This window comes from Paenibacillus sp. FSL M7-0420, assembly GCF_038002345.1.
Taxonomy (GTDB): domain Bacteria; phylum Bacillota; class Bacilli; order Paenibacillales; family Paenibacillaceae; genus Paenibacillus_AQ.
Genome location: NZ_JBBOCJ010000001.1, coordinates 6128626 through 6141832, shown reverse-complemented (window position 1 = coordinate 6141832; position 13207 = coordinate 6128626). Strand labels below are relative to the sequence as shown.

9 protein-coding genes are annotated in these 13207 nt (G+C 54.6%); all 9 read left to right on the top strand.

All coding sequences use genetic code 11. The annotated features are described in order from the left end of the window. Positions 1 to 38: 38 nt before the first annotated feature. The 9 genes from MKX51_RS26235 (at position 39) to MKX51_RS26195 (ending at position 13114) form a co-directional block, all read left to right on the top strand. Positions 39 to 1181 carry a BMP family ABC transporter substrate-binding protein gene (locus tag MKX51_RS26235; protein WP_340994438.1) on the top strand — a complete coding sequence of 381 codons (1143 nt, stop codon included), beginning with the start codon at positions 39 to 41 and terminating at the stop codon, positions 1179 to 1181. Positions 1182 to 1221: 40 nt separating this feature from the next. Further along, positions 1222 to 2784 (top strand): ABC transporter ATP-binding protein, encoded by a 1563-nt coding sequence (locus MKX51_RS26230; RefSeq protein WP_340994437.1) that lies wholly within the window; start codon positions 1222 to 1224, stop codon positions 2782 to 2784. Then, on the top strand, positions 2777 to 3823 hold the full coding sequence (locus MKX51_RS26225) for an ABC transporter permease (protein ID WP_036731087.1): 1047 nt from the start codon (positions 2777 to 2779) through the stop codon (positions 3821 to 3823). Before MKX51_RS26230 ends, MKX51_RS26225 begins: the two co-directional genes overlap by 8 nt. Next, on the top strand, positions 3820 to 4758 hold the full coding sequence (locus MKX51_RS26220) for an ABC transporter permease (protein WP_340994435.1): 939 nt from the start codon (positions 3820 to 3822) through the stop codon (positions 4756 to 4758). The genes MKX51_RS26225 and MKX51_RS26220 overlap by 4 nt, the downstream gene beginning before the upstream one ends. A gap of 255 nt (positions 4759 to 5013) precedes the next feature. Next, entirely contained in the window at positions 5014 to 5970 is a 957-nt protein-coding gene (locus MKX51_RS26215; protein ID WP_340994434.1) for a nucleoside hydrolase, read from the top strand. A gap of 3 nt (positions 5971 to 5973) precedes the next feature. Further along, a complete protein-coding gene (locus MKX51_RS26210; RefSeq protein ID WP_340994433.1) occupies positions 5974 to 7377 on the top strand; it encodes an ADP-ribosylglycohydrolase family protein in 1404 nt (467 codons plus the stop codon). Between the two features lie 734 nt (positions 7378 to 8111). Further along, positions 8112 to 9659 (top strand): response regulator transcription factor, encoded by a 1548-nt coding sequence (locus tag MKX51_RS26205; RefSeq protein WP_340994432.1) that lies wholly within the window; start codon positions 8112 to 8114, stop codon positions 9657 to 9659. Between the two features lie 80 nt (positions 9660 to 9739). Next, complete coding sequence (locus tag MKX51_RS26200; RefSeq protein WP_340994430.1) at positions 9740 to 11563, top strand: sensor histidine kinase; 1824 nt, start codon at positions 9740 to 9742, stop codon at positions 11561 to 11563. Continuing rightward, the gene (locus MKX51_RS26195) at positions 11564 to 13114 is read left to right on the top strand and encodes a response regulator (protein ID WP_340994429.1); all 1551 of its coding nucleotides are present in this window, start codon (positions 11564 to 11566) and stop codon (positions 13112 to 13114) included. The last annotated feature ends 93 nt before the right edge of the window (positions 13115 to 13207 follow it).

Below are 13207 nucleotides of genomic sequence, written 5' to 3'. Positions count from 1 at the left end.
GGGTGGATCTATTACAAATAGGGGTGTGAACTTAGAAAATGAAAAAGAAAATGCTCACTTTAATGTTACTGGCAGTTATGGTACTGGTCGCTGCATGCGGGAACAACAAGTCCGGGAACGGGAATGGTGCGGCAGCAACTCCGGGAACGGATGCGGAAGGCGGCGGGGCGGCTGCGGGGGACAAGCTCAAGGTGGTGCTGCTGATTCCGGGGACGCTGGGGGACAAGTCGTTTTTTGATGCGGCGAACAATGGTCTGCAGAAGGTGAAAAGCGAGCTTGGCGCAGAGACGAAGGTTGTGGAAATGGGCGCTGACAAGACGAAATGGGAGCCGACTTTTAATGATATCGCTGCTGAGGATTGGGATGTTGTCATCTCCGGCGGCTCGGAAATTACAGAAATGTTCAATGCAACGGCAGAAGCAAATCCCGATAAAAAATTCATCAACTATGACACCGACATCGAGGAAGCACCTGCCAATATGTACAATATGTCTTACTCGACCAATGAGGTCTCCTTCCTGGCCGGAGCGGCAGCGGCGCTTGCTACCCAGTCTGATATGCCTAATGCCAACAAGGACAATGTGATCGGATTCCTGGGCGGAATGGACATTCCCGGCATCAATGCTTTCCTGGTTGGTTACATTCAGGGAGCACAGTATGTTGATCCGGAAGTGAAGGTGGCTGTCTCTTATGCCGGAGATTTCGTAAACCCTGCCAAAGGCAAGGAATTGTCGCTGATCCAGTATAACTCGGGCGTGGATATTATCTTCAACGTGGCGGGCGGTACGGGCCTTGGCATCTTCGATGCAGCAAAGGAAAAGAACAAATATGCAATCGGCGTCGATTCTGACCAGGCGATGCTGCTCAAGGATACGGATAGTGCGAAGGCCAACCTGATCGTTACTTCCGCGATTAAAAAGATCGATTCCGCCATTCTTGGCGCAGTGAAAAAGCTGCAGGACGGCACGCTTGAAATGGGTAAACGTGATGTGCTTGGCTTCGTCGAAGACGGCGTAGGCATTGCCGAGAACGAGATCTACAAGGCGGCCTTCCCGGCGGAATTGCAGACCAAGATTGAAGAAGTGAAGCAGAAGCTGATCAATAAGGAAATCAAGGTGGATAACGCAATGGGTATGGAGACTTCTGAAGTGGAAGCCATCCGTAATGCTGTTAAACCTTAAGGACATGAATAAAACTTTGGTTGAAAGGCGTTGATGACCCATGGCAAATGCTCTGCTGGAAATGCGGGGAATCACCAAAGTGTATCCGAACGGTGTGGTTGCCAACAAGGACGTTGAGTTCTCCCTGCGCGAAGGCGAGATCCATGCGATTGCGGGTGAGAACGGAGCCGGTAAATCGACTCTGATGAAAATTATGTTCGGAATGGAGAGCCCAAGCGAAGGCGGGCTCTACATCCGGGGAGAACAAGTGAAGCTGCAGTCCCCGCAGGACGCAATTGACCGCGGTATCGGTATGGTGCATCAGCATTTCATGCTGGTGCCTTCTTTTACGGTGGCGGAGAATATGGTGCTCGGTATGGAGCCGAAGAAGGGCGTTGGCTTCAATTATGCAGAGGCCGTACGTCTGACGGAAGCAACTGCGCGTAAATATAATCTCTCGGTGAAGGCCAAGGCGAAGGTGGAGGACCTGAGCGTCGGCATGAAGCAGAAGGTAGAAATTCTGAAGGCGCTGGTGCGCGGGGCCAAAATTCTCATCCTCGATGAGCCAACGGCAGTGCTGACTCCGCAGGAGACGGAGGAGCTGTTCCATGAGCTGCAGCAGCTTAAGGAGCAGGGACACACGATTGTGTTCATCTCGCACAAGCTGAAGGAGGTCAAAGCCATCTGTGACCGTATTACCATCATGCGCGGCGGCCGGAGTGAAGGCGTCTTCGAGACCAAAGAAGTAACGGAGCAGGAGATCTCGCGGCTGATGGTCGGGCGCGATGTGGTGCTGAAGTATGACAAAAGCGATCTTCCCTACGGTAAGCCGGTGCTTACAGTGGAAGGGCTGAGCGTCTCAGACAGCCAGGGAAAAGCGCTGCTCTCCGAGCTCAGCTTCTCGGTCCGTGAAGGCCAGATTGTCGGCATCGCCGGCGTTGAAGGGAACGGACAGACACAGCTGATCGAGGCGCTGACCGGCGGCCTGCGCGGGGTTGGCGGCAGCGGGACGGTACAGGTGAAGGGGAAGGATATCCGTGAGCTGGATATTCTGGACATCCGCAACCTGGGGGTATCCTATATCCCTGAGGACCGGATGCGCCAGGGCTCTGCCGGAGAAGCCAGCATTGCTGACAATCTGATCTCCACGCGCTACCGCCAGAAGGATATGAATAAAGGGCCATTTCTGCACGGGTCCAGAATTGCTGCGCTGGCCTCTGCGCTGGTGGAGGAATTCAAGGTGCGGTGCTCCGGTCCGCAGCAGCCGATCGGCATGCTGTCCGGCGGTAACATGCAGAAGGTGGTCGTAGCCAGGGAGTGTTCCACGAATCCGCAGCTGCTGATCGCCGAGCAGCCGACCCGGGGCGTGGATATCGGGGCCGCTCAGTTCATCCACCAGAAGCTGCTGGAGCTGCGCTCGGCGAACTGTGCCACGCTGCTGGTATCAGCGGATTTGAATGAAATTCTGGAGCTGAGTGACAGTCTGCTCGTGATGTATGAGGGCCAGATTGTTGCCTATTTCGAACATCCGTCAGCAGTCGGTGAGGAAGAGCTGGGGCTCTACATGCTGGGCATTAACCGGCAGGATAAAGAGCAGACCGGGAGGGCCGCATATCATGTTTAAAGTCAAATATTTCGAGGCGATCCGCACAGCGGCGGTCATCGTCATTGCACTTATTATCGCGTTCCTGATCATCTCGCTGGTCAGTGACCACCCGGTGAAGACAATCGGAATCTTCCTCTGGGAGCCGTTGTCCACGAAGGGCCATATCGGCAACGTCATTGAAATGGCGATTCCGCTGATGTTCACCGGCCTTGCGGTCTCCCTGCTGTTCCGGGCCAATATGTTCAACCTGGGAGCGGAGGGGATCTTCTATTTCTCCGGTGTCGTGACTACTGCGCTGGCGATTCATCTCAGCCTGAACAGCTGGTTCCATCCGGTAGTGGCGATTCTTGCGGGCTCGATCGTAGGGGCACTGCTCTCAGCCATCCCCGGTATTCTCAAAGCGAAGTGGAACGCCAATGAGCTGGTGACCTCGCTGATGTTCAATAACATCCTGTTTGGGGTGGGGCTGTACCTGCTGAACTACCATCTGCGGGATGCCAAGGCCTTTGCCAACGTTTCTTTTAAATTCGAGAAAACGGCCCAGCTCAGCAAGCTGTTTGCCGGGACACGGATTCATACCGGACTTATTATTGTGCTGGTGCTCATTGTGCTCGCTCATCTGTTCCTCTACCGGACCAAATGGGGCTATGAGCTGCGGATGACCGGGGTTAACCGGGACTTCGCCCGTTATTCAGGCATGAAGACGGCCAAGGTGATCATTCTGGTCCATCTGATCGCCGGTTTCATTGCCGGTATGGGCGGCTCGGTGGAGGTGCTCGGGATGTACAGCCGGTTTCAGTGGACCTCCTTACCGGGCTACGGTATGGATGGTGCACTGGTGGCCATGCTGGCCAAGAATAATCCGTTCTCCGTCATTGTCTCGGCGCTCTTCCTGGCCTATATCCGTATTGGCGCCGACATGATGTCGCGCCTGTCTGATGTGCCGTCCGAGATGATCTCGATTATCCAGGCGGTCATTATTCTGCTGATATCCGCTGAGCAGTTCCTCAAGTTCTGGAAGAACCGCATGCTGCTGAAGGAGGCGAAGGAAGCATGAACAGTCTGCTGAATGTCATTCTGACGACGGATTTTGCCTTCTCTGTCCTGCGTGTAACCACGCCGATACTATTCGCTGCACTGGGGGCGCTGATCTCGAACCGTGCCGGAATCATCAACATCGGGATGGAAGGGATCATGCTGGTCTCGGCGCTGGCCGGGGTTATCGTGAGTGCCTATACGCAGAGCGCCTGGGTGGGATTGCTTGGGGCGGTGCTGTCGGGAACGCTGATTGCGGGCATTTTGGCTTTTTTCACCTTAAAGTTCAAGACCCACATTATTCTCGGCGGGGTGGCGATCAATATGTTCGCTTCCGGCGGTACGGTATTTATTCTGTATCTGCTGAGCGGTGACAAAGGATCATCCACCTCCCTGGCGAGTAAAGTGCTGCCGAGTATAGATATTCCGCTCCTGCAGGATATTCCGGTGCTGGGCCCGATTCTGTCGGGGCACCACATTCTGACGTATTTCTCTATATTGTCAGTGCTCGTAGTCTATTATCTGCTCAACCGTACACCGCTTGGGCTGCGAATCCGCTCCGTAGGCGAGAATCCGCATGCGGCCCAATCAGTGGGCGTCAGTGTGGTCCGCATCCAGTACAGCGCGCTACTGCTCAGCGGCTTCTTCGCCAGCCTGGGCGGAGCTTATATGTCGATGGGCTACTTGTCGCTGTTCACCCGCGATATGATTGCCGGCCGGGGCTGGATTGCCATCGCTGCTGAATCCATGGGCCGGAGCACCACCGTGGGCACAGCGCTGACCTCGCTGCTCTTCGGCGCAGCGGACGCGCTCTCCAATGCCCTGCAGGTGCTGAAGATTCCAGCTGAGCTGATCGCTACGCTGCCTTATGTGGCAACGGTGATCGGTCTGATTATCTACGCAATCTCGGAGACACGGAAGAAGAACAAGAAGCTTAAGGCTACTGTTACGAAATAAACAAGGTAGATAAGGCACACGAAAGAAATTAGCGAAAAGCAAAAAGAAGCGGAGGGGAAATTTGGAACTGTAGGAGCGATAGCGTCCGCCTTTGTCACCGGATTTCTACCGCGAAGAGCGGTTCAAAATCAAGAAATCTGGTGACAACAGCGGCCGGAAGTCCAAATGTTCACCGCAGCTTCGACCAAGCTTCAAGTTCAACTCTTAAGTGCGTCTTATCTAGCCATTCACAACTAATCAAAGGGAGCGACAACGATGCCAACACCTATCATTATTGACTGCGATCCGGGGCATGACGACGCGATTGCCATTCTGCTTGCGCTGGCACATCCGGGAGAGCTGGATATCCGGGGGATTACAACCGTTGGCGGCAACCAGATTCTGGATAAAATCACCGACAATGCGCTTAAGATTCTCAGCTTTGTAAATGCAGACATTCCGGTAGCCAAAGGCGCTGCGGCGCCGCTGCTGGGCAAGCTTGTAACCGGAGAGGAAGCCCACGGGGAGTCTGGCATGGATGGCCCGGCGCTGCCGGCGAGCAAGTTCAAGCCCGTAGAGCAGGGCGCAGTAGAATTCATGCTGGAGATTATCCGCGCCTCAGATGAGAAAATCACTCTGGTGCCTACCGCCCCGCTGACGAATATCGCTCTGCTAATTACCGCTTACCCGGAAGTGAAGGAGCGGATCGAGAAGATCTCGCTAATGGGCGGCGGACTGGCTTACGGCAATGTGACCCGGACAGCGGAGTTCAATATTTATGTAGACCCGGAGGCGGCGCGGATCGTTTTCGAATCCGGCATTCCGATTGTCATGAGCGGATTGGATGTGACAGATAAAGCGGCGATCTTCGAAGAGGAGATTCAGGAGCTGAAGACGCGCGGTCCCGTGTCCGTCATGGTCGGTGAGCTGCTAGATTTCTATTCGATCTACGGGAAGAAAATGGGCTTTGTCGGCAATGCGCTGCATGACCCTTGCGCCATTGCCTGGCTGCTGCACCCGGAGCTGTTCGAATCCGAGCACCTGTATGTAACAGTAGAGACTGAAGGCAAGCTTACCCGCGGCATGACTGTGGCGGACCGCCGCAAGAAGCCGGACCAGCCTGCGAATACGGAGGTACTGCTTGGTGTAGACCGCGAAGCCTTCATCAAGCTGCTGTTCGATTCGTTGGAACGTTTAGACCGGCAGCTGGGGTCTCCGGCAGGAGAATCCTAACGGATGGCGGGCTGGGAACGTCTGCAGGAGACGGTAAGGTTCGAGCTGCAGCAGCGGATCGAGGAAGGCTGCCAGCCGGGCAGTTTGGCGGAGAAGCTGGATGCGGCCGGGAGCGATGAGGACAAGCTGATGGAGGTATACCGGGAGCTGATGGCATTTCCAGTATCCGCTGATTTTCCTTATAAGGAGCCTTCGGATCTGGCGGGAATCAGGCAGCTCCGTCCGGAAGGTCCGCGCAAGCTTGCGGTGGATTGGACGCCGGACCAGTGGAGAGACAGGTTCTACGGGGCCTGGCTCGGGCGGAGTGTAGGCTGCGCGCTGGGCAAGCCGCTGGAATATTGGGACTATCTGTACGGCAAGGATGGCCGGACCGGCTGGGAGAATATCGAGCTGTGGTTCCGCGGTGCGGATGCCTGGCCGATTACAGGTTATACTCCTGAGCATTCCACGGCACGCGAGGAATACGGCCTCGGCTTAAGCGACTGGTCATTCACCAGCACGCGTGAGAAGATCAGCTTCATGGAGAGCGATGATGATATCCGTTATACAGTGCTTGGCCTGATCCTGCTGGAGCAAAAAGGGCTGAATTGGGATTCCTGGGATATCGGCAAACTGTGGCACGGGCATCTGACCTACAGTCAGGTCTGCACGGCGGAAACGCAGAGCTATATGAACTTTGCTCAGGAGACCTCCCATCTTCACGGGGAGAAGCCGGCGGATTGGCCGCTGCGGCAGGAGCGGGTACGGATGCATCTGAATCCGTACCGGGAATGGATTGGTGCGGCGATCCGCGCGGATGCCCTGGCTTATGGAGCGGCCGGACATCCCGAATTAGCGGCAGAGCTGGGCTGGCGGGATGCCTCCTTCTCGCATGTGAAGAACGGGATCTACGGCGAGATGTTCAATGCCGCGATGATCTCAGCAGCTTTCGCAGGCCTCAGCAACCAGGAGATTGTGCAGATCGGCCTGAGCGAGATTCCACAGACGAGCAGACTGGCTAAGGATGTGCTGCGGGGCGTAGAAATTGCACAGCAGGCAGGCAGTGAGCGTGAGCTGGTCAGCACTCTCTGGAACGAGTTCAGCCATTACGACCCGGTGCATACGAACAACAACGCTGCCATTGTGGCCGCCTCGCTGATCTACGGCGGCGATGACTTCGAGAAAGCGGTGGTCACCTCCGTATCGGCCGGAATGGATACCGACTGCAACGGGGCCACCGTCGGCTCCATTATGGGAGCGAAGCTGGGTGCAGCCAAGCTGCCGGTTAAGTGGACCGCACCGCTCAACGACCTGTTGTATGCGGATCTGCCGGGCTTCCACCCGATCGCCATTTCTGAGGTCGCCGAGCGGAGCTATCAGGTGTTTCTGAAGCTGCGGGCGGAGCTGGGAGAAGCGAAACAGGGATAATACAGATACTAATTATATTTGAGCGCTTTTTATGAAGTCGCCTCGCACCGGATGTATCCAAGGGGAAAACATCCGGTGCGATTGAGTGGCTTTTTTGTTGATTAGGAAATGATGATTTGCGTCCGATGTGGAAGTGTCTTATGTACTTCGCTGATTTCACCGGACAAAATGGGCAGCGCGTGAGCATCTGGGCTAAATGTAGTCGAAAAACCGACCACATTCGGCACGGCAGAGGCGTCTGGGCCGGATATGGTCGAAAAACCGACCACATTCGGTGCGGCAGAGGCGCGTGGGCCGAATATGGTCGAAAAACCGATCACATTCGGTGCGGCAGAGGCGCGTGGGCCGAATATGGTCGAAAAACCGATTACAATGGGGATGCCGCAGACATTTTGTTCTCGAAATATAAGAATTTATAGGTTTCCCCCTACAAATTTTCCTTCTATTTCTCGCCGAAACGGTACCGTCCTTAAAAAGGACAGCAATGCCGTTTCCACTTGTATGGGAAGGAAAGATTGCCGAATGTATGTGAAAAACCGAATACAATAGGCCGTTAAGAAGGTAAGTTGATAACAGGGAAGTCTACAGCCAAACCATACTGGCTGCGGACTTCCCTGTTTAGGTTAAAGAAAGCCTCGCTCAAGTTAACATTCACAGGATTAAACTTGTATGTTAGCATTACTTGTAATTCTATTACTTACCAAATTTTGATTATGTAGAGGGGAGCGGAGCTCATGCTGAAAGTCATGATTGTGGACGATGAACCCTGGGTTCTGGAAGGACTCCGGACGATGGTGGACTGGGAAAAGTGCGGATTCGAGGTATGCGCTGAAGCGCTTAGCGCCGGGGAGGCGCTGCGGCTGATCCGGGAGCACAGGCCGGATCTGCTGCTGACGGATATCAATCTTCCGGTGATGAGCGGTCTGGAGCTGATTGCGGCCGTGAAGGAGACGGTGGACCCGCCGCCCCGGTTCGTGATCCTGAGCGGATATGACGATTTCAACTATGCCCGGACTGCGCTGCGCCACAAGGTGGACGGCTACCTGCTGAAGCCGGTGGATGATGAGGAGATCGAGGAGCTGCTCGGGAAGATCCGAGCTATTATCCGTTATGAAACCGCTTCCAGACTAGAGGAGCGGAAGAAGCATAATATTCTGGTGCATAATCTGATCAGCCGTTGTGTCCAGGGGGATTGGAGTGAGGAGCTGGAGCACGCCGCCTGCGGTCTGCTGGGGCTTCAGCCTGATACAGAGCTGCAATGCATACTTGCTGCTGCCATATCAGGTTCAGGTACGGTGAGCCTGAATGAAGGGGATACCGAAGGCTTCCCGGATCACCTGGGCTATGTCTTCCAGGACCCGGCCGGAAGGGCCGGGCTTCTGATTCGCTCAGCCGGACTGTCCACGGAAGCGCTGGAGGCAGCAGCCGCTCAGGTGCAGAAGGTGCAGTCAGCGAAGCTGGGGGTACCGGTGGCTGTAATGATCAGCGGCCGGGGGAACGGCCTGCGCGCCGTCCAGGAGCTGTACACCCAGACGCTTGAGGTCTGGGGGCTTAAATACCGGAAGGAGCGGGGCGGAATTTTCTACTACAACGATCTGCGTACGGCCCGCTTGTCTCCCGAATTCACTGACGGGCACTTTACGCGTGTGCTGGATGAGGTGAAGGAAGGCGTGCCTGAGAGAATCCGGGCCGCTGCCAGGGAAGCCTTCGCAGCCATGACCGCCAAGAGGGTGAGTATTGATGCTGCACAGGCTGAGGTAGCCCATCTGGAGATGACCTTATGCCGGAGTATTGCCGAGATGCAGGGAGACCCCGACCAGATCATGTGTGCGATGCACAAGGAGTACGGCAACTTGGGCGGACTCACGGACTATTACAAGCTTAGCCTGTATGTCGACAGGTTCTGCCTGGAGACCTCAGCGTACCTCACCGAGCTGCGGGCCAATAATGAGGGGAACACCATCTATAATGTGATCCAATACGTAGATCTGGAATTCCGCAGCAAGCTGCAGCTCCAGGACCTCGCCAGGCAGTTTCATATGAATTCAGCCTATCTGGGCCAGCTGTTCCGCAAGGAGACGGGGCGCAGCTTCAGCGATTATCTGAATGAGAAGCGGATCGAAGCGGCCAAAAGCCTGCTCAAGCGCACCCAGCTCAAGATATCAGATATCGCGGTGCAGGTGGGCTTTTCCAATACCGATTATTTCATCGACAAGTTCAAGAATAAGGTGGGTTCATCACCTTCGGTGTACAAGAATGCCCACAACAATAAACAGCTCTAAAATAACCCCACAAAGTGGGGCTGTGGCTTCGAAGGTTACTCAGATACCGAAATCTTAAGAAAGCCGGGTGTGTGTGAGGGATGGCGACAAAACGGTTTAAATTCGGCACGATCGTCAATGATATTCCACTAAGCTACAAGTTCTATCTCATCTACATTGTGGGTGTGCTCCTGCCGATCATGGTGCTGAATCTGGTATTCCTGGAGCGGATTACTGATCTCATCAAATCGAGGGAGCAGCAGAATCTGGAGATTTCCATGGAGCGGGCGCGGAAGGACATTCATGATTTTATTGAAGGGGGAGTCTCTGTCGGCTACACGCTGGCTGCGGATAAGAATCTGTACGAGATGCTGGACCGGACCTATACGGACTCTATCGAATTCTACAGTATGTTCAACGAACAATTGAGAGACCGGATGAACAGCTATATGCCTGTCAATAACCAGTTGGAACGAATCAGTATATTCACGAACAATCAGACGGTTGTATCCGGGGGGAATTATCAGGTAATGAACGATAAAGTATGGTTCAGTGACTGGTACCGGCAGGCCAAGAAGGCCACTACCCAGGTCTATGTTGCTGCTTACCGGATCATGGAGAACAAGAATCTGGCTTCATCCACCCCGACGCTCAGCATTATTGAGACCATGGACAATTACCGTAATCTGAACAACTATGAGAAGGTGCTGCGGATCGATCTGGACCTCAGTGAGATCTATGACATTATCGTCCGGGAACGGGATTACCTGAGCCTCTATCTGATCAATGGGGAGAACAAGATCGTGATGTCAGCGGACAGCGGCTATCAGCACATTACGGATGATCCCTATCCGGTATTCGATCAGTGGGGGGACAGTCAGGACGAGAGCGAAGGGGTTCGGGTAATGGCTGTAGGGACGGCGAATTATCTCAAAGGCTGGCGGATTGTCGGAATTACGCAGGGGGAGCGGATCTCCCAGGCGGTTCTCGATATCCGGCTGTACGCAGCGGGCCTAGCCACCACACTTACTCTTTTGACTAGCATATTCATATATATCATGCTGCGCTCCTACAACTACCGGGTGAAACGCCTGTCCCGGCATATGCAGAAGGTGACGAACGAGAAGTTCGAGCTGATCGCCATCGATGAGGGCCGGGATGAGATCGGCGGGCTAATCCACAATTTTAACCGGATGACCTCCAGAATTCACTCCCTGATCAACGATGTGTACAAGCTGGAGATCCAGAGCAAGAACCTGGAGATGGAGCGCGTCAGGGCGGAGCTGAATTTCCTGCAGAGCCAGATGAACCCCCACTTCCTGTTCAATACGCTGAATGCGATTCTGGTGGTCTGCACCAAGAATAAATATAACGATGTCACCGATATTGTGAAAAGCCTGTCGAAGCTACTGCGCAGACTGCTGAGCTGGAAGGAGGATCTGGTGCCGGTGCGCGAGGAGATCGCATTTATCGACATGTATCTGCGGATTGAGAAATTCAGGTTCAGGGATAAATTCGACTATACCTTTGAGATCGATGAGCAGTCCCTGGATTATAAAATACCGAAGCTGAGCATGCAGCCGCTGGTCGAGAATTCCTGCAAGCATGGCCTGCAGACGATTGAGGGGCTGGGGGTCATCAAGGTGGCTGCGGCCGTGCTGGATAACAGGCTGCAGATTACAGTATCTGATAATGGTAAAGGTATGGAGCCGGAGAAGCTGAAGGAGCTGATGTTTGCGGTCCGCAAGGAGGATTATTCCGGGACCAACATCGGTATCCGCAATGTATACCGCAGGCTGGAGCTGAATTACGCAGATCAGGTGCGCTTCGAGATATCCAGTACGCCGGGTCAGGGAACGGTAGTGACCTTTGGCATTCCCCTGAAGCTGCTTGAGAATAATTACTCTATGGAAAGAGAGGTATAGATGATGAAATACAAAGTATTATTAATCGATGATGAGCCGAGCGCTCTGGAAGGGATGGAGATGTGGATCGATTGGCAGGAGCTGGGCTTCGAGCTGTGCGGAACCTGCGGCAACGGCCGGGAGGGGCTGCAGATGATGAAGCAGCTTCAGCCGGATCTGGTCATAACCGATATCCATATGCCGCTGATGAATGGTCTGGAGATGATCGGGGAATGGCGGCAGGAGGGGACGGATTCGACGAAGTTCGTCATTCTGAGCGGCTACAGTGAGTTTGAATACGCCCGCACGGCCATCAGCTACGGAATCAATCACTATCTGTTGAAGCCGGTCTTCCCGGAGGAAGCTGCCGAGGAGCTGCGGGAGATCCGCCTGGAGCTGGAGCAGGAGGCGAACCGCAGAAGAATCCATGAGACCGCTTCCGGAGAAGAGGCGGCAACCTTAATCAAGGGGCTGCTTCATGGCAAAAAGGGAGAACCCGAGCTTATGGAATGGCTGGAGACTCTGCCCGGCTTCAAGGAGAGTCCTTCGTGGAATATTTGCCTGATCCGGACGGTCCCGGAGCTGTACACAGAGGTACGGAGCCGCATAGTCTCCCTGCTGGCCGGATATCAGGCACTCGTGACGATCGATCTGGAAGCAGGGTTGCTCGGGATCGTGTACGGCATGACGGCAGGCAGCGGGGAAGAAGGCGGAATAGCTGAAGTGCTGGATATCCTGCTGCGCGAGTACGGGAGAGGGAAGATTCACATCGCGCTGGGAACCCCGGAGGACTCCTTATGGTCCATAGAGGGCAGTTATGGCCGGGCCAAAGAGACGTTGCTCCATTTCTTTTACGAGCCGGAGCAGGCAGGGGTGCTGGCTTACAGCGCGGTACAGGACAAGCCCTTCAGTTATCACTATGATCATATCGGGCTGATGGATGCCCTGCTGGACTGCGTGAATCTCCTGGACGCGGACGGCTACCGCGAGGCGCTGGAGGCGGCGGCCCGCAGCTTCCGGGAACAGCAGGTGGCGCCGGAGGTAGTACGCAAATTCGTAATCCACCTCATGTACTGGATATTCGCACTCGCACCCGGGGCAGAAGCCGCAGGCGAGGAGGGCGGAGTGGCCTCGGGTGTTGAGGTATCAGAGATTCAGCAGGCGATGACCCCGCTGAGCGGGCTGCTTAGCCGCTTATTGTCCTACGGCGGGAAGGCCATAGATCTGCTGGTGCAAGAGCAGAATTATAAATCGCATGGGATTGTCCGGGAGATCAACCAATACATCGGGGAGCATTATCAGGAGAGCCTGAGCATTCAGAAGCTGGCCGAGATCTTCTTCCTGCATCCGGTATACCTGGGGCAATTATTGATTAAGAAGAACGGGATGACCTTCAATGAGCAGCTGCATCATCTGCGGATTCAGGCTGCGGCTGAGCTCCTGCGCGGGAGCAGGCTGAAGCTCTCAGAGATTGCCGAACGTGTCGGTTACGCCAATTACGGACAGTTTCTGAAGCGGTTCGAGAAGGAGCTGCACATGGGCCCGAATGAGTACCGGCATGCCAAGTTCTAAAATTTTCGGGGGTACACCTTTAGTTCGGTCGTATTTTAGCGGACAGTTCACCTCTATAATTTACTTGTGTAAGTGCTTACAAATTAAAGACAA